At 45.8% G+C, this 21830-nt stretch carries 22 protein-coding genes; 10 read left to right on the top strand and 12 right to left on the bottom strand.

Annotated elements, in window-relative coordinates; translation table 11 throughout:
• Positions 1 to 31 precede the first annotated feature (31 nt).
• The 3 genes from ampC to F895_RS18515 all read right to left on the bottom strand — a co-directional run bounded on the left by ampC (position 32) and on the right by F895_RS18515 (position 2967).
• The gene (ampC, locus tag F895_RS18505) at positions 32 to 1171 is read right to left on the bottom strand and encodes a class C beta-lactamase (protein WP_416202035.1); all 1140 of its coding nucleotides are present in this window, start codon (positions 1169 to 1171) and stop codon (positions 32 to 34) included.
• Between the two features lie 72 nt (positions 1172 to 1243).
• A complete protein-coding gene (locus tag F895_RS18510) occupies positions 1244 to 2407 on the bottom strand; it encodes a PQQ-dependent sugar dehydrogenase (RefSeq protein WP_005238013.1) in 1164 nt (387 codons plus the stop codon).
• A 107-nt stretch (positions 2408 to 2514) separates the two neighbouring features.
• Entirely contained in the window at positions 2515 to 2967 is a 453-nt protein-coding gene (locus F895_RS18515) for a YcgN family cysteine cluster protein (RefSeq protein WP_010589866.1), read from the bottom strand.
• Positions 2968 to 3153: 186 nt separating this feature from the next.
• On the opposite strand from F895_RS18515, the gene F895_RS19240 reads away from it, so the two are divergent.
• The 7 genes from F895_RS19240 to ahr all read left to right on the top strand — a co-directional run bounded on the left by F895_RS19240 (position 3154) and on the right by ahr (position 8182).
• Positions 3154 to 3312, top strand: a complete 159-nt coding sequence (locus tag F895_RS19240; protein WP_004656956.1) for a DUF1328 domain-containing protein — start codon at positions 3154 to 3156, stop codon at positions 3310 to 3312.
• A 165-nt stretch (positions 3313 to 3477) separates the two neighbouring features.
• The gene (locus F895_RS18525) at positions 3478 to 4215 is read left to right on the top strand and encodes a dienelactone hydrolase family protein (RefSeq protein ID WP_005238011.1); all 738 of its coding nucleotides are present in this window, start codon (positions 3478 to 3480) and stop codon (positions 4213 to 4215) included.
• 446 nt (positions 4216 to 4661) lie between these two features.
• The gene (mutY, locus tag F895_RS18530; protein WP_005238010.1) at positions 4662 to 5708 is read left to right on the top strand and encodes an A/G-specific adenine glycosylase; all 1047 of its coding nucleotides are present in this window, start codon (positions 4662 to 4664) and stop codon (positions 5706 to 5708) included.
• Between the two features lie 62 nt (positions 5709 to 5770).
• Positions 5771 to 6274 (top strand): M23 family metallopeptidase, encoded by a 504-nt coding sequence (locus F895_RS18535; RefSeq protein ID WP_373462998.1) that lies wholly within the window; start codon positions 5771 to 5773, stop codon positions 6272 to 6274.
• Between the two features lie 9 nt (positions 6275 to 6283).
• Positions 6284 to 6529, top strand: coding sequence for a hypothetical protein (locus F895_RS18540; RefSeq protein WP_005238008.1), 246 nt, complete (start codon positions 6284 to 6286; stop codon positions 6527 to 6529).
• Between the two features lie 36 nt (positions 6530 to 6565).
• A complete protein-coding gene (locus F895_RS18545) occupies positions 6566 to 7120 on the top strand; it encodes a DNA-3-methyladenine glycosylase I (protein ID WP_005238007.1) in 555 nt (184 codons plus the stop codon).
• A 36-nt stretch (positions 7121 to 7156) separates the two neighbouring features.
• On the top strand, positions 7157 to 8182 hold the full coding sequence (gene ahr, locus F895_RS18550; RefSeq protein ID WP_005238006.1) for an NADPH-dependent aldehyde reductase Ahr: 1026 nt from the start codon (positions 7157 to 7159) through the stop codon (positions 8180 to 8182).
• Between the two features lie 50 nt (positions 8183 to 8232).
• Here the strand turns inward: ahr and F895_RS18555 are convergent, their stop codons facing one another.
• Together F895_RS18555 and F895_RS18560 are read right to left on the bottom strand one after the other, a co-directional pair.
• Entirely contained in the window at positions 8233 to 9051 is an 819-nt protein-coding gene (locus F895_RS18555; RefSeq protein ID WP_005238005.1) for an isocitrate lyase/PEP mutase family protein, read from the bottom strand.
• Between the two features lie 40 nt (positions 9052 to 9091).
• Positions 9092 to 10519, bottom strand: a complete 1428-nt coding sequence (locus F895_RS18560; RefSeq protein ID WP_005238000.1) for an aminotransferase-like domain-containing protein — start codon at positions 10517 to 10519, stop codon at positions 9092 to 9094.
• Positions 10520 to 10609: 90 nt separating this feature from the next.
• Between F895_RS18560 and F895_RS18565 the strand changes: the two genes are divergently transcribed.
• Positions 10610 to 11020, top strand: coding sequence for a hypothetical protein (locus F895_RS18565; protein WP_005237999.1), 411 nt, complete (start codon positions 10610 to 10612; stop codon positions 11018 to 11020).
• Here the strand turns inward: F895_RS18565 and F895_RS18570 are convergent.
• The gene (locus F895_RS18570; protein ID WP_005237998.1) at positions 10968 to 11870 is read right to left on the bottom strand and encodes a LysR family transcriptional regulator; all 903 of its coding nucleotides are present in this window, start codon (positions 11868 to 11870) and stop codon (positions 10968 to 10970) included. The two genes, F895_RS18565 and F895_RS18570, sit on opposite strands and share 53 nt — an antisense overlap.
• Before the next feature lie 137 nt (positions 11871 to 12007).
• On the opposite strand from F895_RS18570, the gene dkgB reads away from it, so the two are divergent.
• Positions 12008 to 12814 (top strand): 2,5-didehydrogluconate reductase DkgB, encoded by an 807-nt coding sequence (gene dkgB, locus F895_RS18575; protein WP_005237997.1) that lies wholly within the window; start codon positions 12008 to 12010, stop codon positions 12812 to 12814.
• A gap of 1 nt (position 12815) precedes the next feature.
• Positions 12816 to 14003 carry an MFS transporter gene (locus F895_RS18580; protein ID WP_005237996.1) on the top strand — a complete coding sequence of 396 codons (1188 nt, stop codon included), beginning with the start codon at positions 12816 to 12818 and terminating at the stop codon, positions 14001 to 14003.
• A gap of 42 nt (positions 14004 to 14045) precedes the next feature.
• Here the strand turns inward: F895_RS18580 and F895_RS18585 are convergent, their stop codons facing one another.
• The 6 genes from F895_RS18585 to F895_RS18610 all read right to left on the bottom strand — a co-directional run bounded on the left by F895_RS18585 (position 14046) and on the right by F895_RS18610 (position 21729).
• Complete coding sequence (locus F895_RS18585) at positions 14046 to 14696, bottom strand: START domain-containing protein (protein WP_005237995.1); 651 nt, start codon at positions 14694 to 14696, stop codon at positions 14046 to 14048.
• Between the two features lie 96 nt (positions 14697 to 14792).
• Positions 14793 to 15614 carry a 4-hydroxy-tetrahydrodipicolinate reductase gene (gene dapB, locus F895_RS18590; protein ID WP_005237994.1) on the bottom strand — a complete coding sequence of 274 codons (822 nt, stop codon included), beginning with the start codon at positions 15612 to 15614 and terminating at the stop codon, positions 14793 to 14795.
• Positions 15615 to 15728: 114 nt separating this feature from the next.
• A complete protein-coding gene (dnaJ, locus tag F895_RS18595) occupies positions 15729 to 16844 on the bottom strand; it encodes a molecular chaperone DnaJ (RefSeq protein WP_005237993.1) in 1116 nt (371 codons plus the stop codon).
• 142 nt (positions 16845 to 16986) lie between these two features.
• Positions 16987 to 17364: a hypothetical protein gene (locus tag F895_RS18600; RefSeq protein ID WP_005237992.1), complete on the bottom strand. Its 378-nt coding sequence runs from the start codon at positions 17362 to 17364 to the stop codon at positions 16987 to 16989.
• 133 nt (positions 17365 to 17497) lie between these two features.
• On the bottom strand, positions 17498 to 20626 hold the full coding sequence (locus F895_RS18605) for an efflux RND transporter permease subunit (RefSeq protein ID WP_005237990.1): 3129 nt from the start codon (positions 20624 to 20626) through the stop codon (positions 17498 to 17500).
• A 2-nt stretch (positions 20627 to 20628) separates the two neighbouring features.
• Positions 20629 to 21729 (bottom strand): efflux RND transporter periplasmic adaptor subunit, encoded by a 1101-nt coding sequence (locus tag F895_RS18610; protein WP_005237988.1) that lies wholly within the window; start codon positions 21727 to 21729, stop codon positions 20629 to 20631.
• Between the last annotated feature and the right edge of the window lie 101 nt (positions 21730 to 21830).

The raw sequence follows: 21830 nt of genomic DNA, 5'->3' as shown, positions 1-21830 counted from the left end.
TACAATTTGAATCTGCAATCGCTGCGACATTCTATTGCGCAGTATTGGCTTGAAGCAGCTGTTGTACAACCGTATAACTGGCCTGAATCCGTGCTTCATTCGGAAAGTTGGTATTGGCCAACATCACAATTCCAATTTTTTGTTCTGGAATAAATGCAGCATAGGCGCCAAAACCGTTACTTGAACCTGTTTTATTAAAATAGGTGGCGGCTGGGGCAATCTTTGGCCGTTTAATTGCAATTGCTGGATGGCTTTCTAACGCCATTTTGCTTGAATTACCCTGCAATAACGTCTCTAGCTTAACAGGATAAGCATATTGCTCCCAACCCAAACCTTGCGTCATGGCACCCACTTTAAAATAACCGACATGTGTATTTTCAATCGCTTTGCGTAACGGCTGTTTCAAGTGTTGTGGATTGATTTGTACATCCAGAAATCTCAGCATATCGGCACTGCTACTTTTCACACCATACGCTTCCGCATCCAACATTCCCGGTGAAACACGCAGGGCTTGATCGGCTTTATATCCCCATGCATATTGTGGCATCTGTTGTTCAGGCACCTGTATAAAACTTTGGGTCAAACCGAGCTGCGGAAACAGTGTTTTTTCAAGCAGCTCTGCATAGGGTTTTTTCATTGCCCGCGCCGTGACATACCCCATCAAACCAATACTTGGATTGGAATATTGGCGAGCAGCGCCTATGCCGGTTTTTGGTTTCCAGCTTTGGAAATACTGAATCATATCCTGCTGTTGAACCACCTGATCGGGAAACTGCAATGGAAAACCACCTGCAGTATAGGTCCCAAGATTCAGCAGAGTGGCACGATCCACGGCAGTATTTTTCAGTTCAGGAAAATACTTGGCCGGGTGATCAGACAAGGACAACTGCCCTTGTACTTGGGCATAACTTGCCAAAGTTGCATTAAAGGTCTTACTCACTGAACCCAGTTCAAATAAGGTATTGTTGCTGACAGCTTGCTGGCTTTGTTTAGAGGCCAGCCCATAATTGATGAAATAATGTTGTCCATTCAGGGTCACAGCAACCGCCATACCAGGGATTTTATACTGTGCCAACAAAGGCTTAAATTGCTGATCCACGATGGCTTTTACCTGCGGCTCATTTAACGGTTGCGCCCATAACATTGGGCTAGCACACACCAAGCCCGTCATGAATAACAGCTGTTTCGAAGTCCTAGAGATATTATTCAATTTCATCATTTTCCATTCACTATCCATTCACTTTTATTTTGCACTCAACTTGAGTAGTCTGGCTTCAGGGCCATCCTCAATTACCCAGATCGAACCATCCTGTGCCTGTTGTAATCCTCGAATACGCTGTTGCATCTCAAGTCGTTGTACCTCTTGCACAGGTCGAGATTTTAGATCGACAACCACAATTGCCTTGGAGGAGAGGCCTCCAATGAGTGCCTTATGTTGCCATAAAGGCAACTGCTGACCTGAATAAATGATCAAACTGGAAGGTGAAATCACTGGCGTCCAATCAATTTCAGGGGCTTTAAACTCAGGACGGGTATGATGATCAGGAATCGGTAAACCCGAATAATGATCACCATTCGAAACTTTTGGATAGCCATAATTGGCCCCTTTCAGAATCAGATTCAGCTCGTCACCGCCTTTGGGGCCCATTTCAACCACCCACAGCTGTCCTTGTTCATCAAATGCCATACCCAGTGGATTACGATGACCCAATGACCAGATTTCCGCAGTGACCCCACCTTGCGCAGCAAAAGGATTACCCTCAGCAGCTGTTCCATCCTCATTTAAACGTAGAATTTTGCCCAAATTACTTTTTAAATCTTGGGCGGGATCAAATTTTTGCCGCTCGCCCGAACTGACCCACAGTTTGCCATCAGCACCAAATAACATGCGATGTCCATAATGTCCCTGACCAGAAACCTTCGGTACTTGTTGCCAGATTGCTTTTAAATCCGTAAGTTTCGGTTGTTGAGGATTGGATAAGTCCAATTTTGCAGTTGAGATCATCGCCCCATACCCGCCTTGTCCTTGTGTGGCATAACTCAGATAAAGCCGATGATTGTTGCGAAAATCAGGATGCAGGACCACATCCCCCAAGCCCCCTTGGCCACCGTAGCTAACCTTAGGTACACCTGAAACATTCAGACTGGTTTTGGTTTTTGGATCAAAGAGTTTTAATTGTCCCTTACGCTCTGTAATGAGTAAACGCTGATCGGGCAAAATTGCAATTGCCCAAGGCTCATTCAAGCCAGTGACGGATTCAAGTTGATAGGTCTGCTTGAGTGTCTGGATTGAACTTTGCTGAGCGGTATTATTTTCAGGCGGTTTTGAATTGGTATGGTTTGGACCACAGGCCAACAAAAATAAAAAGCTACTACAGAGCAAAGGTGTCATTAACAGTTTATTCATTGCTTCTCTCCCTCTTTATAAAATTTATCTTAGGGAGTTTAATCAATAAAAATACTGTAAAAGTGTTGTGTTTATGATCAGCACGACTTATCCATTGCCTGCAAAAATCAACGGATCCAGCGGACGATGTAGTCTTCAATCTGCTCCTCATCAACCTCCACTTCTGAAATACAACGCCCAGCTGCAGATTTTTTGGCCTTAATCACACTTTGACGCGAGCCCGTATTGAGATAATGCCATGAAGGTAGATTCTTACCTTCGCTTAAACGGCGATAAGCACAACTCGGCGGTAACCATGAGATGGTTGCAAGACGCGCTGGGGTCAACTGGATACAATCAGGAACCTGTTGCTGGCGATTGGCATAATCCGAGCAACGCGCCGTTTTACAGTCGAGTAACTTGCAAGATACTTTGGTATAAGCCACCTCTGCCGTTTCTTCATCCTCAAGCTTGACCAAACAACATAGACCACAGCCATCGCACAATGCTTCCCATTCAGCATTACTCAGCTGATCAAGGGGATAGTGTTTCCAGAAATTAGGGCGTAGTTCGATGGACATACCAGCTGTTTCAATCTTAAATGACTTTTTGATTATAGCACTCATCGAGGATCTGCTTGACCGAATCTGTTTTAATTGCTTGAACATCTCTTTAAGAATTGAACATTTAAACCACATAAACACCACATTTTGTGCAAAAAACACGCGTTATAGTAAAAAAATAACGAAAAAATAGGAGGACACATCATGTTTCGCTGGGCCATTATTTTTGCTGTAATCGCACTCATTGCCAGCTTATTGGGCTTTGGTGGCGTGGCAGGTTTATCTAAAGATTTTGCCGTTATTTTACTGGTGGTTGCCGTGATTTTAGCAATCGTCGGTTTCTTATCCAGAGGCAAAGTCTAAAGGCTAAATAGCATTGAACAAGAAAAAGAAGAATCTTGGTATTCTTCTTTTTTTATGTCTCAACCCTCTCAATGACAGCCGCATTTTTGTGGTGATGATGTCATCAATTTTTCTTTTTTATGCTTTAATCAATACATTTTTAAAAATACAGATCAGGATTATAGAATGAGCTTCCCGATTAATACACGTGAAATTGAATATACCGCGCCAGATGGTCAACGCCTGATTGGTTATTTCGCTGCACCTGCAATTGATATGCCTGTTGCAGGTGTCATTGTTGCACCGGAATGGTGGGGCCGTAATGCATACACAGAACAACGTGCCCGTGAACTTGCAGAACATGGCTTTGCCGCTTTGGCCATTGATATGTATGGTGATAAGAAAGTTACAACCAATGTTCCACAAGCCTCTGAATGGATGAACCAGACTTTTGAGCATGCAGATACCATCGTTGACCGTGCTCAAGCAGGTTTAAATGCTTTAGCGGCTCAAGCAGAAGTGAATCCCGACAAATTGGCAGCAGTTGGGTTTTGCTACGGCGGTAAAGTAGTACTCGATTTGGCACGTTCAGGCGCAGATATCAAAGCCGTTGCCACCTTCCATGCGATATTAAGTCCGAAAGCGCCTGCTGAGAAAGGCAAAGTCAAAGCCGAGATTTTAGTGCTGCATGGTGAACTCGACAGCATGGTCACCTTGGACAATGTCGCGAGCTTCCGTCAGGAAATGCATGATGCAGCCGTAGATCATGAAGTCATTATTTTTGAAGATGCCAAACATGGTTTTAGCAATCCACTCGCAGATGAACGCGCCAAGGCCAATAATGTTGACTTAGGCTATAACGCCGAAGCAGAGCGTCAAAGTCTTGAAGCGATGTATGAACTGTTAGATAAACATTTAAAGTGATGTGAAAGGTTATCCAAGGGCATCTAAACAAACGTCTAAATTAAATAATTACATCCATTAAGCTCTTGATTACATCTGCTTAGGCAAATCCCAAATTTAGACGCTCGTAAACGTTTGCTGGAGTAGAGGCGACATGGATGTTGCCTGTTTGGTTGCCTTGCGCTGCTTTCAAAGCCTTGCTTTGAAATTGCGCAGAATATGCCGTCAGCCGAACAAAGAGGTTTTGTTACTTTTGCCCTGTCAAAAGTAAGACATCGCCTGCACGTAAATATATAAACTTTCAAAAAATTGGGCAGTGCAAACTTAACGGAGTCTTGCCAAGTTCTCAGCGAATTTCACATTATGTCTTTGACGGCCTGCATCTCGTTGATGTTCCAATAGAATTTTAACGCCTAAAAAAACCTATTTCGGCTATACTATGCCTCTGCTTTTTACTGTTCTGATTCATGCCTGATTTCTCATTTTCTGATGCACTGCTTACCTGGTTCGACCAACATGGTCGTCACGACCTCCCGTGGCAAGTGGCCGATGATCCCTACAAAGTATGGGTCTCAGAAATCATGCTGCAACAGACGCAAGTCAAAACCGTATTACAATATTTTGATCGTTTTATTGAACGCTTCCCAAGCGTCGAAACCTTAGGTCAAGCCAGTTGGGATGATGTCGCACCCTATTGGGCAGGTCTCGGTTACTACGCCCGTGCACGCAATCTGCACAAAGCAGCAGGCATTGTTAGCCAACAAGGTCACTTCCCTGAAACGCTAGAGCAATGGATCGAATTACCGGGCATTGGACGTTCCACGGCTGGGGCGCTCATGTCACTGGGCTTACGTCAGTATGGCGTGATTATGGATGGTAACGTGAAACGTGTATTGGCTCGTTTTTTTGCCATCGAGGATGATCTATCCAAGCCCCAACATGAACGGGCACTCTGGCAAATTGCGGAAGATCTCTGCCCAAAAGAGCGCAATCATGATTATACCCAAGCGATTATGGATTTAGGGGCAACCGTGTGTACCCCGAAAAAACCACTGTGTTTATACTGTCCCATGCAGCAACACTGTCAGGCCTATCAACAAGGCTTAGAAAATGAACTGCCATTTAAAAAAGCCAAGAAACCTGTTCCCGTGAAAACGGCGAATGTCCTCCTGATTCAGTCAGGTGATGAATGGTTGTGGCAGCAACGTGAAGCACATGGACTTTGGGGTGGGCTGTATTGCCTACCCATTATTGAGCAAGCAACCGAATTACAACAGATCGAACAGCACTTTAAACTCCAAGCTCAAGTATCATCTTTGCAGATTAGCCATAGCTTTACTCACTTTACTTGGTTGTTATACGAACAGCTGTTCCACGTGGAACACGATCAAAAAGAACAACTCAGTATCGAATTAAATGGCATATGGCTGAGCCCAGAAACCGCGATTGCCAAAGGCATTCCCACAGCCATGAAAAAATTGATTACAGCAAAACAAAAGGCTGAGTCCTGTTAATGCTGTAGCTCAAAACGCAAGGAGTTTGTGTGCGTCATTCGATTTCCTATACGGTTCTAGGTATGTTGATGATTCTACTATCAGCATGTGCAACTGCGCCAAAGAAACCTACCCCATTACCCGATGCTCAGGTGAATAAACTTAAAACGATGCGTTTAGACAGCCGTTTACCCGTGCCAGTCAAAGGGGTGAGTCGAAACCAATTAAGTGATACTTGGGGTGCCGCACGTAGTCAGGGTCGTAGTCATGAAGGCATTGATATCATGGCAGAGCGAGGCACGAAAGTGTATAGTGCAACCGAGGGCTTAGTTGCTGATTTACGTAATAATAATTTAGGTGGCAAAGTCATCTGGATCATGGGGCCAGCAGGCTCTTGGCACTATTATGCGCATCTGGATGGACACAAACGTGGTCTCAATGTAGGAGATTATGTGCGCAAAGGTGATCTGATCGGCTATGTAGGCAATACTGGAAATGCCCGCTATACCGCTCCGCATTTACACTACGGAATTTATTTGAATGGCAAGGGCCGTGGCGCAGTCAACCCATACCCATATTTACGTTAGGAACACACAATGTCAGAAGCATTGATTAAACGTCTGGTTGAATTTGCAGAGTCTGGAAATCAGCAAAAAATCATCCTGAATGGCGCCAGCTATCAGGGTTGGATCATGGAAATTACTGAAGATGCCTTACTCATCAGTACCGGCTTTGCCGATAAATCAGGTAAAGACTTTTGGCTTAAATTTGCTGATTTAAGCGATGCAGAATTGTATTATTGGGATACTCGCCCAAATGAATGGGTGATATTCAAACTCTAATTCATTCTGTTCTAATAACAACAAGGAGCATCAAATATGACAACTCAACGCTGTGGCTGGTGCTCCGATGATCCTCTCTATATGGCTTACCATGATCAAGAATGGGGCAAGCCACAACATGAGGAAGCACATCTATTCGAAATGCTCTGTCTGGAAGGACAACAAGCGGGTTTATCATGGATCACGGTGTTAAAAAAACGTGAACACTACCGTAAACATTTCTTTCAACATCCGATTGCCGAAGTCGCAGCGCTCAGTGATGATCAACTCGAACTCAAACTCAGCGATGCCGGTTTAATCCGTCATCTCGGTAAACTCAAAGCCATTCGGGATAATGCGATTGCTTGGCTAGAACTTAAGGATGACGTTGAAGATGTGCCTGCTTGGCTATGGAGTTTTGTCGATCATCAAACATCAAATAATGATGTCGTTCATTATCGTGATGCGCCCGCCCAGACCGAGATCAGCCAAAAGCTGTCCAAGTCACTTAAAAAACTCGGTTTTAAATTTGTAGGTCCCACCACATGCTATGCCTTTATGCAAGCGGTCGGCATGGTCAATGACCATGAAAATAATTGTCAGTTTAAATAACCAATCTTCATCGATTTTCCTTGAATGGGAGTTGTCATGAGTCAAAATCAAGTACGAGCTTATGCTGCAATGCAAGCAGGTCAGCCACTGGTGCCCTACCAATTTGATGCGGGTGAGTTAGCAGCCCATCAGGTTGAAATCAAAGTCGAATATTGCGGACTGTGTCATTCTGACCTTTCCGTCATCAACAATGAATGGCAATCCTCGGTTTATCCTGCTGTTGCAGGTCATGAGATCATTGGTACCATTATTGCACTAGGGTCGGAAGCCAAGGGGCTTAAGCTTGGTCAACGCGTCGGTATTGGCTGGACCGCAGAAAGCTGCCAAGCTTGCGATCCGTGTATCGGTGGCAATCAGGTGCTCTGTACGGGCGGAAAGATCTCGACCATTGTGGGTCATGCTGGTGGTTTTGCCGATAAAGTCCGTGCAGGCTGGCAGTGGGTTATTCCTCTACCTGAGGACTTAGATCCTGAAAGTGCAGGTCCACTGCTGTGTGGTGGCATTACAGTCTTTGATCCTTTACTCAAACATAAAATTCAAGCCACGCATCATGTCGGCGTGATTGGTATTGGTGGTCTCGGTCATATTGCGATTAAATTGCTGAAAGCATGGGGCTGTGAAATTACCGCCTTTAGTTCGAGTCCAGACAAAACTGAAGAACTCAAAGCCATGGGCGCTGACCATGTGGTGAATAGTCGTGATGCACAAGCCATCAAGGCACAACGCGGCAAATTTGATTTATTACTTAGCACTGTCAATGTGACCTTGAACTGGCAAGCCTATCTGAATACCCTTGCACCCAAAGGTCGTCTCCATTTCCTCGGCGTGACTTTAGAACCGATCCCTGTTTCCGTGGGTGCAATCATGGGCGGTGCCAAATCAGTCACCTCCTCACCCACAGGTTCTCCTTTGGCACTCCGCCAGTTGTTACAGTTTGCGGCACGAAAAAACATTGCACCACAAATTGAGTTGTTCCCAATGTCACAACTGAATGCAGCCATTGAACGACTCCATTCAGGGCAAGCCCGTTATCGTATCGTGCTCAAAGCCGATTTCGATTAATTCAGCTGATTTCGTTATGGTCCGTCAATGCGCCAATCGCTTGGCGGCTATTAGCCCAATCTTTTATTCAGTTCCGCCCCAGAGATATTCTCTGCAAAACAGTTAAAACGGCCTGTTTCCGCAATCGAGCTGGCTGCCTGAATAAAACTGTTCCATGCCGTCCGCGCCAATGCACTCCCGACACTGATTCGTCGAACGCCTAAGGATGCCAGTGTTTGTACGCTCAGTTCACTGTCCCAAGCGACCAGAACATTGACGGGCTTGGGGGCCACAGCTTGCACCACCGCAACAATCTGTTCAGCTGTTTTGATACCAGGCGCATAAAGACAATCTGCACCCGCAGCAGCATAGGCTTTCAGTCGCGTAAGGGTATCCTCTAGATCAGGAACACCAACAAAGAAGTTTTCAGCACGCCCAATCAGCAGCACATCTTCACCACTTGCATCAATCGCTTGACGTGCGGCAGCTATCCGCGCAACCGCATCTTCAAGCTCTCGTAAGGGTTGTTCCATATTGCCGGTCGAGTCTTCAATCGAAATACCCGCAACACCCGTTGCGATTGCCATACTGACGCTTTCAAACACGCCCTCAATGGTCTCGGCAAAACCACTTTCAAAATCTGCATTTACCGGCAGGTCGGTTGATTGAACCAGAGTGTGCAGATGAGTCAGGACCTCTGCGCGTGACAACTGCCCATCGGTCTTGCCACACGACCAAGCATAACCCGCACTGCTTGTTGCCAAGGCATGATAACCAAGTTGCTGCAACATTCTGGCACTGCCTGCATCCCATGGATTAGGCAACACAAAACAGCCTGTCTGATGCAGGTCACGAAATATTTTTCTTTTCTCAGCAATTGTAGGTTGCATTGTTTTTATCCCTCTTTTCATTCTGATGGTCGACTGGACCTTAATGCTCTAATGAACTCAAACTGGCCCGTGTCCACTGCGCTAACTTTTGAATGGCATGACGGATTTCAGCCGTTAATGCATGCCCTGCATTTAATCGAATAAAATGCTGATAACGACGGTCTTCGCCAAACACCTCGCCAGGTACAATATTGATTCCCTGTGCTTGTGCCAGATAATAGAGCTCCAAACCCGTAATACTTTCTGGTAGTTGCATCCATAAGGCATAACCGCCTTGCGATTGACTCAGCGCAATCGGAATACCGTGGAAGCACTCTAGAATATAGGCTCGATACTGTTCCACCTGCTGCATTAACTTAGGCCTTAAGCGATCAAGATGCTCCCGATAACCACGACTGTAAATAAAATCTGCCAAGCCCAACTGTAGCGGTGTATTCACACCGACATTATTGGCCAACAACTGAGGGCGTAAATGCTGTAACTGTCGCCCTAAACAAAACCATCCTACTCGGTAGGCGGTGGATAAGGATTTAGACACAGAACCACACCAGATGACATAGCCTTCCTGATCCCAATAACGAACGGGCAAAGGGCGTTCTTTTTGGAAGCTACATTCACCATAAATATCATCCTCCAAAATAAAGCATTGATACTTCTGTGCCAGTCGCGCGATCTGCTGTTTCTGTTCATTGTTGAGGCAGTAGCCCAATGGATTCTGGAAATTGGCGGTAAGCAGACACAGCTTGGCACTGCCCTGCTGCATAAAAAACTCTAAACGTTCCAAATCAATACCACGATGATCAGCCGGAATTTCGATAATGTTGCGCTTCAGGCTGGCCAACATTTGCAACTGACCATTAAAGGTCGGAGTTGGAAGCAAAATGCTGTCGCCTTCTTGACTGATCTGTTGAATCAACAGCGATAAAGCGGGCATACAGCCATTGCTAATAAAAATATCTTCTGTCGCCACATAAATCCCATCTTCCCGCCAATGATCGGACAAAGCTTGGCGCAGATGTTGATGTCCCTGTTTATTACAGTATAAAAAATCTTCAGGTTGGCAGTGTTTGAGGGCACGTTGCAGAGAACGACGTAGACCATCCACAGGAATCAAATGAGGAGACAATTGAATTGCCCCCAAAGGGGTTAAATTGTTTTGAATCGATGCGGTTTGAATTTGGTTTTGCAAATCTAAATTTGAAACCCGCCGAGCTTTGGATTCAAACTGCGGGCTATCAGGAACAGCACTTTGATAGTGTCTCGAATTAACGAAATAGCCTGATTTGGCTTTTACATAGATCAGTCCCTTGGCTTCTAGCAGTTCATAGCATTGCTGGGCAGTACTCAAACTAATGCTTTGCTGACGTGCAAATTCCCTTAAAGAACTTAACTTTTGTTGGGGCTGTAACTCATGCTGGTAAATTTTACGCGCCAGCTGTTCTGCTAAACGTTGATATTGGAAAGTCATTTCTGTACTGCTTTTTTATAAATTTCTGTATCTGTATTGGTTTATACAACACCGTTAAGCTATAAAAATCAACAGCCAAAGGATAAGATTATGAAAAATAATATTTTATTTATATTAAGTGCCATTTTATTTACAGGCTGCCATTTCACCGAACAAGCCACCTATCAGCAACAACAAGTGTGTAAATCACTCTCACAGGGCTATCTGCAAATTCAGAACCAACCGACCTATGAATTATGGAAAATGGAACAAGCTACAGCCCCAGCACACGCTCAGATCATCAAACTCACCTATAAAAAGCCCAATGAAAATGGCGTAATGCTCTCAAGCACATTTCTGCCAACGGTCGAACTTGAATGTAAGCTACAGCAGCAACAGATTGTGGTGTCAGTGATCCAAAAAGCAGGACCATCAATTCCGGTGCTGAATGTACAACTGCAAAATGAAGCTATTGGCAAACCGAGAAGCCCTGACTTAGTTGCTCAGTCAAAAACTCAATAAATAAACGGACCCGTTTCGGCAAGTGCTCTTGCTGATAATACACCGCATGGATGCTTTGATAAGAATGTTCAATCTGGTCCTCAAACAATGCCTCAAGGCGCCCTTGTTTAATGTCCTGCCAAATCTCAAATTCAGACAGTCGGGCAATCCCCTGCCCACGTAAACAGAGTTGTCGCACAGTTTCACCACTTGAGGCTCTGACTCTGGGTTGTGCCTGAAAATATTCACCCTCAATTTTAATCGGCCAAGTGTTGATATAGGTCGGACGGGTAAAACCAATCACATCATGTTCAGGCAATGCTTGAGGCTGTAAAGGCCTCCCCTTACGCTTTAGATATTCAGGACTGGCAACGATATAAATCCGGCTTTTACACACCAATTTGGCATGCAGACTGGAATCATGTAATTCACCAAAACGAAACGCCACATCGGTTTTATGTTCCAGCAGATCAATCACCAAATCATTGCTATTCAGCTCGACCTCAATATTGGGATAGCACTGCCGAAACTGGTGTACTAACGGCGTAATCACATGCAGAATAAACGGTGTGGCCGAGTCAATTCGAATTACCCCCGAAGTATCTTGATCTGATTTCTGTAATGCTTCTTCGGCGGCATTCAGATCACTGAGAATTTTACGGGCCTGTTGCAGGAATTGCAGCCCTTCCTGTGTCAGTTTTAATTTGCGTGTGGTGCGCTCCAGCAAGGTCACTTCGAGCTTGGATTCTAAACGACTGAGTGAACGACTCAGCCCCGATGCAGTCTGCCCTAGTCGTTCGGCAGCGGCAATAAATGAACCTGTATCGACGATGGTCATAAAAGCAAGCAGTTCTTCTACCGTAGACTTCATTGCCACCCTCTCAATTATTGATATTTAGTCAACTGTATTTTGCAAATTCCTCTATTTTTTAGCAACAATAATCATCGCAAAATAGCAGCCATCCACAGAAAACGCTCCATTGAGCAATACAAGATTAGGTGAATAAGATGCATATCCCAAAATTCGGTTTAGGTACTTTCCGTCTTAAAGATCAAGTAGTGATTGATTCAGTTAAAACTGCCCTAGAAGTAGGCTATCGTGCCATTGATACTGCTCAAATTTATGCAAACGAAGCTGCGGTTGGCCAAGCCATTGCTGAAAGTGGCGTCGCTCGTCAAGATCTGTTCCTCACCACAAAAATCTGGGTCGATAACTTTGCTGAAGACAAATTCATTCCCAGCTTAAAAGACAGCTTACAAAAACTTCGTACCGATGCTGTTGATCTGACCCTAATCCACTGGCCTGCGCCACAACTCGGTGTGTCCATCCCCAGTGTGATGCAATTGCTGTTAGAAGCGAAACAACAAGGTTTGACCAAACAAATTGGTATCTCGAATTTCAATATTGCTTTGACTCAGCAAGCGATTGACAGCATTGGTGTAGAACACATTGCCACCAACCAAATTGAGTTAAGCCCGTATCTACAAAACCGCACCTTGGTCAATTTTTTAGGTGAACAAAATATTGATGTGACCTCATATATGACACTGGCCTATGGCAAAGTACTACATGATCCAATCTTATCGGAGATTGCAGCACAACATCAGGCAACCACCGCACAAGTGGCATTGGCTTGGGCCTTACAAAACGGTTTTGCTGTGATTCCATCATCCACAAAACGCGAAAACCTGATCAGCAACTTAAAAGCACAAGACTTAATTTTAAGTGCAGAGGAAATGCAGCTGATCGCTCAACTGGAACGTAATGGTCGAGAAGTGAGCCCTGACCCTTTTGCGCCTGAATGGGACCAATAACATGAGCAGCCGCCTCAACCTTCCGTTGCTGGCACTGGCTATTGGTGCATTTGCCATTGGCACTACAGAGTTCTCTCCCATGGGTCTGTTGCCCAATATTGCCAATGATCTTGGGGTCTCGATCCCAAGTGCGGGCATGCTGATTACGGGTTATGCACTGGGTGTGATGCTCGGTGCACCGATCATGACCTTATGGTTTGGTGGCTTTGCCCGTCGGAATGCCCTGATTCTGCTCATGGCAATCTTCACCCTTGGTAACCTGATCGCAGCCTTTGCACCCAACTATATGAGTTTGATGGGCGCTCGCCTGATTACCAGTCTGAATCACGGTGCCTTCTTCGGGATTGGTTCTGTGGTGGCTGCTAGTGTTGTTCCAGCAAATAAACAGGCCAGTGCGGTGGCCAGCATGTTTATGGGACTGACCATCGCCAATATTGGTGGCGTACCACTAGCAACATGGGTGGGACAAAATATTGGCTGGCGCATGTCTTTCCTTGCCATTTCTGTGCTCGGGGTCATTACCATGCTAGCACTCTGGAAAGCCCTACCCGTCGGTGCTGTGGGTCAAAAACCGAATGTGAAAATGGAACTCAAAGTTCTGACTCGCCTGCCTGTCGTTTTGGCATTACTGACCACGGTGTTTGGTGCCTCAGCCATGTTTACCTTGTACACCTATATCGCGCCAAGTCTGGTGGAGTTCATTCATGCTTCACCGACCTTTATCACCCTGATGTTGGTCTTGATCGGGATTGGTTTCTCAATCGGTAACCATTTCGGTGGCAAGTTTGCGGATGTATCCGTGAACAAAACCCTGATTGGCTTCCTGCTGTTGCTAATGAGCTTAATGCTGATCTTCCCAATCCTTGCTCAAACACAATTGGGGGCAGCGTTTGCTTTAGTGATCTGGGGAGCTGCAGCCTTCGCCATCGTTCCGCCATTACAAATGCGGGTGATGTCAGTTGCGCATGAGGCCTCTGGTCTTGCTTCTTCAGTCAATATCGGCGCCTTTAACCTCGGCAATGCCATTGGTGCAGCTGCAGGCGGTGCGGTGTTAAGTCTCGGCTTGAACTACGCAGCAGTCTCGATGATCGGCGCTGTGTTGGCAGGTATCGGTCTGATCTTGGTTCTGATTCAAATCAAACTGGCGGCCAAATCCAGTGCGCAATTACAGCAATGCCCACAAGCTTAATCTCCCCAAATAAAACAAAGCCTGATTAAATCAGGCTTTGTTTTATTTTAATACATCCGGTAATTTCGGTTGCGTATAGATCGGATTATTGACTTCTTTTTTCATCTTCATCAGCATTTGATAGGGCTGCTGCTGCACAAACATATTCACAAAGCTCAATGGAATTGAACCCGCAGGATCGGCATAACCATTGGTGGTGACTTTCACTTTATTATTGGCCAGTTTCTGGAAAGTCCAATCGCCCGCATACTTGGTTAAACGCACCACATCAGGCTGCTCAGGGTAGTTATTCTGAATGGCATTATTTTTAATACTGATGCTGCCATCTGCATTTTTGCTCATTTTTCCTTTAATCACCACATCGCGGTCTTTTAAAGGAAAAGGGAAATCCAGCACCATGTACAAGGTAAACTCACCCTTTTTATCATCTCGAGACAGCATCTGCACTTTACCGACATAAGGTACCCATTGTGGGGTACGCTCAACATCCAAGACCACGGCAACAGCGCGTTCTAAAGGCACATCAAAGGTGGTTTCAGCTTTATATTGAATAATCGGATTATTTTCGGCCTGATACGTCCAGACTTTAATATTATTACGGTTTAAACTCAGTTTGGCAGTGTCTGTCGCAGCACTTGCAGCCCAGCTGGTCACGCTTAGCAGTGTAGCAAGAACAATATGTTTTTTATTCATGTCATGCTCAATTGTTTTAATGAGGGTAAGCGCCTGTCTCACTCTAACTGGAAACCAAGCTCAACAAGCGCTTTTATAGTAGCAAATCGTAGCGTTTTATACTTCAATCTCGTTAAAGCCTAAAACATCTTTCATATCATATTTACCTGCTTCACGGCCAACCACCCACGCCGCGGCACGGACTGCGCCTGAAGCGAAGTTCATACGGTTGGTGGCTTTGTGTGTCACTTCAACCCGCTCGCCTTCACCAATAAACATCACCGTATGTTCACCGACGATATCACCACCACGGATGGTTTCAAAACCAATGGTCTGACGATCACGCGGGCCGGTATAGCCTTCACGGCCATACACTGCCACGTCTTTCAAGTTGCGGCCTAAGGTATCCGCAATCGCCTCACCCATCATAAATGCAGTACCTGATGGTGCATCGACTTTATGACGGTGGTGCGCTTCAATGATTTCAATATCCACCGTATCGCCAAACACTTTTGCAGCCAGTTCCAATAATTTAATCGACACATTGACACCGACTGAATAGTTGGCAGCATACACCACAGGGGTCTGGGTCGCGGTTTCGTCCAAGAATGCCTTTTGTTCATCCGACATGCCCGTGGTTCCAATCACCATAGCCACGCCCGCTTCACGGCATAACTTCAAGTGCTGTTCAGTGGCCACAGGTGCCGTGAAATCAATCACCACATCACAATCTTTTAGAACCTCACTCAAACTTCCCACGATCTTGACACCGATGTTACCGATCCCTGCAAGCTCACCTGCATCCGCACCCACCAAGCTGCTTTCAGGACGCTCAACAGCTGCGGCAAGTTGATAGCCTGCTTGTTGTACCGCTTGAATCAGAATGCGTCCCATGCGTCCGCCTGCACCCAAGATTCCAATGCGTGGAGAAGTTGACATAATTTTTCCCAGTCTTTTATTTAAACAATTGAGCTACTATAGCAAAACTCTTTGGCTGCGCTAAAAATTTCCCATAAAAAAACCTGCCGCAGCAGGTTTTTTTATGAATGCCAATTAATCAAATAGGCGATCAAAGAATGATTTTTTCTTTGGCGATGCAGCATGGCCATCACCATCAAAAGACGCTTGCAGTTCTTTTAACAATTCACGTTGGCGACTGTTTAAGTTCACTGGGGTTTCCACCACGATACGGCAGAGTAAATCCCCAACCATGCTGCTACGTACAGGACGAACACCTTTACCACGTAAGCGGAATAATTTACCGGTTTGCGTTCCTTCTGGAATTTTTAAGCTGACACGACCATCAAGGGTCGGAATTTCAATTTCTTTCCCTAAAGCTGCATCTGCAATGCTGACAGGTACATCCATATACAGATCTGCACCATCACGTTGGAAGACTTCGTGTTCACGAACCACCACTTCAACATATAAGTCACCCGCTTGACCATCACGAATCGCTTCACCTTTGCCAGTTAAGCGTACGCGGTCACCATTGTCTACGCCTGCAGGAATGGTGACTTCAAGGGTTTGCTGACGGTCTGCAACGCCTGAACCATGACAGCTCGTGCATGGGTTCTTGATGATTTTACCTTGACCACGACAGGTGCTACAGGTCTGCTGAACCGAGAAGAAACCTTGTTGCATGCGCACTTGACCCGCACCATGACAGGTACGACAGGTTTCAACATCATTTGGATTTTTAGATCCCTTACCATCACAGGTTTCACATGGTGCTGGTGCAGTAAAGGTAATGGTTTTTTTCACCCCTTTGACCGCTTCTTCAAGCGTCAGTTCCATCACATAACGGAGGTCTGAACCACGGCGTTGACGTTGTTGCTGACGGCCACCGCCACCAAATGCACCACCGAAGATATCGCCAAACTGACTAAAGATGTCTTCTGCGCTAAAACCGCCGAAGCCGCCACCTGCGCCGCCAAAGCCGCCTTCAAAGGCACTATGTCCAGCACGGTCATACATGCTGCGCTTTTCTTCATCAGACAGCACTTCATACGCTTCTGCCGCTTCTTTGAATTTTTCTTCTGCTTCTGCGTTGTCTGGGTTACGGTCTGGATGATACTTCATCGCCAACTTACGATAGGCTTTTTTGATCTCATCATCACTTGCGGTTTTCGAAACGCCTAAAACCTCATAATAATCACGTTTAGCCATGGTTGGCGATGCTCCTCACGGAATTTATTTAAATCTAAAAAACAAATAGGCTCTGCCGACTTAACAAATAAAAAGTCAACAGAGCCTTAATAGGGACTGTACGATAAATTTACAAGGTCTATTGCAATAAAAAAGCAGAAAATTAAAAAACTGCTTTATTTTTAAAGTATTTGGCAATACCTTTTAACCATGCATTCAATAAAAACAACCATGCAATCGAACTAAACACCACACCGGCAACCGTCATTGCGGTAACCCAGAGAATGCTGTTCCATGCGAAAAAGAACAGTGGAATAAACCATAGAGCTGCAAAGAACGCCATCACCAGAAATAACAGCACATTACGCATAATCCAGAGTGCATGCGCATGTATCCATACTTCAGCATTATCCACAATTGCAACTTTTCGTGCTAACAGGTATGCAAACGCTGCAAACACGATTGTAAATAATGCAAGAAACATGAACACGTAAGAAATCGCCACATAGCGGCGATGCTGCTCAATATTGTCTTGCCCCATGCTCTATATCACCTCGATTCACTGCATCTTGCAGAATTTATCATGCAATGAAATTCAATTATTTTTTGGTCTTAAAATATAGATGCTACTATATTGAAATTTTCAATGTTTCGCACCTTTATTCACAAAATAATTACGATAGTTGTGTTGTTTTTTTGACCTTAAACCATGCCGCGTAGAGCGCAGGCAGGAAAAATAAGGTCAATAAGGTGGCAACAATCAATCCGCCCATAATCGCAACGGCCATCGGACCAAAGAAAATACTGCGTGATAACGGGATCATGGCCAATACCGCAGCCAGTGCAGTCAACACAATGGGACGGAAACGACGCATGGTCGCATCAATCACCGCGTCCCACGGCTCATGCCCTGCCTGAATATCCTGCTCGATCTGATCAATCAAGATCAGCGAGTTGCGCATAATCATGCCTGACAGTGCAATCGTGCCTAGCATTGCCACAAAACCAAAGGGCTTATTCAACAATAACAGGAACGCCACCACACCGATCAATCCCAAAGGGGCTGTCAGTAACACAATGGTCGCCCGTGACATACTGCGCAATTGAATCATCAATAAGGTCATCACCACCGCCAAGAATAAGGGCATACCCGCATTGACCGAGTTTTGTCCTTTGGCTGACTCTTCGACCGTGCCCCCCACTTCAAGCAGATAACCGCTTGGTAAATCAGCACGTAAACGCTGCATCTGATCAGCCAGCTGCTGTACCACCGTGGCGGGTTGTAAATGGGTCCGAATATCAGCACGAACAGTAATGGTCGGCAAACGATTGCGGTGCCAGATCAAGCCTTCTTCAAAACGGGGTTCGATTGTGGCAATTTGAGCCAAAGGTACGGTGGTGCCCTTGCTGGTCGGGACGGCCAAACTGGCTAAAGAAGCCACTTCAACCCGTTCTGATTTATCACCACGCAAACGGATTTCAATCAATTCACGCTTTTCACGATATTGATTCATCACCGCACCCGTGACCGAAGCATTGAGAAAATTGGCCAAATCAACACTGGAAACGCCCATTTGACGCGCACGATCCTGATCAATTTCAATGGCAATAATTTTGCTCGGCTCACCCCAATCCAGATGTACATTGGTGGTATTCGGGTCTTGACTCAGCACTTTAGCCACTTTCTGCGCCCATTGACGCACCGTCCCCAAATCTTCACCAGAGACACGATACTGCAATGGATAACCGACTGGGGGGCCATTTTCCAATAAAGACACGCGAGTCCGTACTTGAGGCAACAACTGCTTAATCTGTTGGTCCAGAGAGCGGCGAATTTCATCACGATCGTCCAACGACGAAGCCAATACCACAAACTGGGCAAAACTGGCTTGCGGCAATTGCTGATCTAAAGGCAAATAGAAACGCGGTGACCCAGTACCGACATAGGCCACATAGTTATCAATGCCTTTTTGTTTAGACAGGAACTGTTCCACCTTATGCACGGCCTGTTCTGTAGCAGTCAGTGATGCACCTTCTTCCAGTTTTAAATCCACCAAAATTTCAGCCCGATTCGATGGCGGGAAGAACTGTTGTGGCACCAATTTAAACATCGCGACCGACAGCACAAAGAGCCCGACTGTCACGGCAATCACGGTTTTACGATAGCTAATACAGATTTCCACCACACGGCGGAAAGATTGATAAAATCTGGACTGATACGGGTCATGATGCTGACCATGTGCTTCCACGATAGGTGCAGGTTGCTTGCGCAATCTTGCCCACAAGCGTAAGTACCATGCTGCTTGTTGCTTCTGTTTGCTGAAGTCGGGTAATAATTTTTCACCCAAATACGGTACAAATAACACGGCCGCGATCCATGACACCATCAGCGCAATGGTCACCACTTGGAAAATAGAACGGGTATATTCCCCCGTCCCAGATTGTGCCGTGGCAATCGGCAAAAATCCGGCGGCTGTAATTAATGTCCCCGTTAGCATTGGAAAGGCTGTGGTTTGCCAAGCAAAACCCGCAGCTTTCAGCCGGCTGTAGCCTTGTTCCATTTTAATCGCCATCATTTCCACGGCGATAATCGCATCATCAACCAGCAGCCCCAGTGCCAGAATCAATGCTCCCAGTGAAATCTTATGCAGCCCGACATCAAACAGATTCATGCCTGCAAAGGTCATGGCCAGTACCAGTGGAATAGACAGTGCCACCACCAAACCGGTACGGAAACCGAGTGAGAAGAAACTCACCAATAAAACAATGATTACTGCTTCAGCCAGAACTTTTAAGAACTCGTGAATACTGCGTTGTACTGCGACTGGCTGATCCGAAACTTTTTGCAGCTTCATGCCCAAAGGCAAGCTTTTTTGCAGGCGGTTGAATTCGGTTTCCAGATTTTTACCGAGCGCAATAATGTCTCCCCCTTTGCGCATCGAGACTGCAATTCCGATACCGTTTTCGCCCATAAAACGCATGCGCGGTTGCGCAGGTTCACTAAAACCACGATAAACCTCTGCCACATCCCCCAGCTGAATGGTTTTATCTCCCACCAGCAACGGCATTTTTTTCAGATCATCAATACTGTGTAAATGCCCGCTGACCCGAATTTGAATCCGATCTGTGCCGGTTTCAAAAAAACCTGCACCTGCCATATCATTTTGTTTTTGAATCGCTTCCTGAATGGCGCTAACAGGCACACCTAACTGCACCGCCTTGGTATTTGATAGCTCAACCCAGATTTTCTGATCTTGCAGACCCACCAGATTAACCTTGCTGACATCTTTAACCCGTTGCAATTGCAGCTGCAAACGGTCGGCATATTCTTTCATCACCGCATAGTCAAAGTCGTGCCCTGTCAGCACATAGATGTTACCGAAGGTATCGCCAAACTCATCATTAAAGAACGGCCCTTGTACACCACTCGGCAATTGTGAGCGAATATCATTGACCTTTTTACGCACGTTATACCAGACATCAGGAATAGCGCTCGAAGGCAAACTGTCTTTGGCAACAAAGGTCACCAACGATTCACCTGGCCGCGAATAGGCCATGATGCGGTCATATTGCCCGGTGGTCATTAATTCTTTTTCAATGCGGTCGGTCACCAGCGTCGAGACTTCCTTGGCCGTTGCTCCCGGCCAATAGGTCTGTACCACCATGACTTTAAAGGTAAACGGTGGATCTTCACTTTGTGACAACTTGGAATAGGACATAATGCCCACGATGCCAAGCAACAGCATAAAATAAAGGATGATGCCTTTATTCTTAAGCGCCCATTCTGAAAGGTTAAATTTCATCTTTAACCTCCCGTTTTGACACTAACATCGCGATTATCACGATCAACCGGATGAATCTTTTGTTGCTCACGCAATAAGTGTACTCCGCCAACCACCACCCAATCCGTGGCTTTTAAGCCCGAGAGCACAGGGACACTGTCACGTGCATAGTTGCCCAAGGTCACAGGCACTTTACGAATGGTTTGATTGGCATTGACCACCCAGACATAGGCTTGCTGATCATTGGCGGTAACACTGGATAACGGCACGCTCAAAACATTGTTGTCATGTGCAACAAAAAATACCCGTGCACTTTGACCTAGTTGAATGCTGGACTGCCCTTCAAGCAAAGACACCTTAACGGTGAAAGTTCGTGACTGATCGGCAGCGGGTGATACTTCCCGCACTTTGGCCGCAAAACGGGCGTCGGGTTGCGACCACAAGGTCACCCATACCGGTTGCCCGACTTTGATGGTACTGACGGCTTGTTCAGGTACTCCGAAAACCACCTCACGCTCCCCATCAATCGCCAATTGATAGGCCGCCTGCCCTGCGGCAAGCACTTGTCCAATCTCAATTTGGCGTTGGGTAATCACCCCATTCTTATTCGAAATCAGCTGGTTATAGCCCGTCTGGTTTGAGGACACTTGATAATTCGAACGGGCCTGCTGCAAACTGGCTTGTGCCGATTCATATTGATTCTTGACCGCATCAAATTGTGAGCGACTCACGGCATTGACAGGTAGAAGTTGCTGATAACGCTGATATTCTTCAGCGGCAATTTTGGCCGCTGCTTCGGCGCTCTGTAACTGTGCCTTGGCTGCATTCATTTGCAGTTGTGCATCTTTGACATCCAGCTTGGCCAGCACCTGCCCGACTTTCACCCGATCACCGACATCGACATAACGTTCGGTAATCTGTCCCCCGACACGGAAAGCCAAAGCCGTTTGCTGCCGTGCCTGTACATTCCCCGCATAGCTCTTTTGCTCGATATGATTGCTATTCGGCTGGGTCACCATGACATAAGGGATTTCTTCAGTCTTGGGTGTTTCTTTTTGGCAAGCACTGAGGACTACACTACTGACAACCAGTAAGCCCAATATGATACGATTGATCTGATTCATCTAATGGCGCTCTTATTCAAATTGATTTTTAAGGCGTGATATGAGCATTATCATAGATTGTTTATTTTTTAATTAATATACTCATGGGTACATTAATTAAA

The organism is Acinetobacter sp. CIP 64.2 (assembly GCF_000369645.1).
GTDB lineage: Bacteria > Pseudomonadota > Gammaproteobacteria > Pseudomonadales > Moraxellaceae > Acinetobacter.
This window is presented reverse-complemented; position numbering and strand designations above follow the sequence as displayed.

What these genes read in the sequence shown, in the direction of transcription:
- F895_RS18560 (WP_005238000.1), bottom strand. Translation starts at nt 10,519, where the DNA reads ATGACTTTCCAATATCAACGTTTAGCAGAACAGCTGGCGCGTAAAATT.
- F895_RS18585 (WP_005237995.1), bottom strand. Translation starts at nt 14,696, where the DNA reads ATGAATAAAAAACATATTGTTCTTGCTACACTGCTAAGCGTGACCAGC.
- F895_RS18580 (WP_005237996.1), top strand. Translation starts at nt 12,816, where the DNA reads ATGAGCAGCCGCCTCAACCTTCCGTTGCTGGCACTGGCTATTGGTGCA.
- F895_RS18510 (WP_005238013.1), bottom strand. Translation starts at nt 2,407, where the DNA reads ATGAATAAACTGTTAATGACACCTTTGCTCTGTAGTAGCTTTTTATTT.
- F895_RS18565 (WP_005237999.1), top strand. Translation starts at nt 10,610, where the DNA reads ATGAAAAATAATATTTTATTTATATTAAGTGCCATTTTATTTACAGGC.
- dapB (WP_005237994.1), bottom strand. Translation starts at nt 15,614, where the DNA reads ATGTCAACTTCTCCACGCATTGGAATCTTGGGTGCAGGCGGACGCATG.
- F895_RS18540 (WP_005238008.1), top strand. Translation starts at nt 6,284, where the DNA reads ATGTCAGAAGCATTGATTAAACGTCTGGTTGAATTTGCAGAGTCTGGA.
- F895_RS18525 (WP_005238011.1), top strand. Translation starts at nt 3,478, where the DNA reads ATGAGCTTCCCGATTAATACACGTGAAATTGAATATACCGCGCCAGAT.
- F895_RS18515 (WP_010589866.1), bottom strand. Translation starts at nt 2,967, where the DNA reads ATGTCCATCGAACTACGCCCTAATTTCTGGAAACACTATCCCCTTGAT.
- dnaJ (WP_005237993.1), bottom strand. Translation starts at nt 16,844, where the DNA reads ATGGCTAAACGTGATTATTATGAGGTTTTAGGCGTTTCGAAAACCGCA.
- dkgB (WP_005237997.1), top strand. Translation starts at nt 12,008, where the DNA reads ATGCATATCCCAAAATTCGGTTTAGGTACTTTCCGTCTTAAAGATCAA.
- F895_RS18535 (WP_373462998.1), top strand. Translation starts at nt 5,771, where the DNA reads ATGTTGATGATTCTACTATCAGCATGTGCAACTGCGCCAAAGAAACCT.
- F895_RS18610 (WP_005237988.1), bottom strand. Translation starts at nt 21,729, where the DNA reads ATGAATCAGATCAATCGTATCATATTGGGCTTACTGGTTGTCAGTAGT.
- F895_RS18555 (WP_005238005.1), bottom strand. Translation starts at nt 9,051, where the DNA reads ATGCAACCTACAATTGCTGAGAAAAGAAAAATATTTCGTGACCTGCAT.
- F895_RS18570 (WP_005237998.1), bottom strand. Translation starts at nt 11,870, where the DNA reads ATGAAGTCTACGGTAGAAGAACTGCTTGCTTTTATGACCATCGTCGAT.
- F895_RS19240 (WP_004656956.1), top strand. Translation starts at nt 3,154, where the DNA reads ATGTTTCGCTGGGCCATTATTTTTGCTGTAATCGCACTCATTGCCAGC.
- F895_RS18600 (WP_005237992.1), bottom strand. Translation starts at nt 17,364, where the DNA reads ATGGGGCAAGACAATATTGAGCAGCATCGCCGCTATGTGGCGATTTCT.
- ahr (WP_005238006.1), top strand. Translation starts at nt 7,157, where the DNA reads ATGAGTCAAAATCAAGTACGAGCTTATGCTGCAATGCAAGCAGGTCAG.
- F895_RS18545 (WP_005238007.1), top strand. Translation starts at nt 6,566, where the DNA reads ATGACAACTCAACGCTGTGGCTGGTGCTCCGATGATCCTCTCTATATG.
- ampC (WP_416202035.1), bottom strand. Translation starts at nt 1,171, where the DNA reads ATGACGGGCTTGGTGTGTGCTAGCCCAATGTTATGGGCGCAACCGTTA.
- F895_RS18605 (WP_005237990.1), bottom strand. Translation starts at nt 20,626, where the DNA reads ATGAAATTTAACCTTTCAGAATGGGCGCTTAAGAATAAAGGCATCATC.
- mutY (WP_005238010.1), top strand. Translation starts at nt 4,662, where the DNA reads ATGCCTGATTTCTCATTTTCTGATGCACTGCTTACCTGGTTCGACCAA.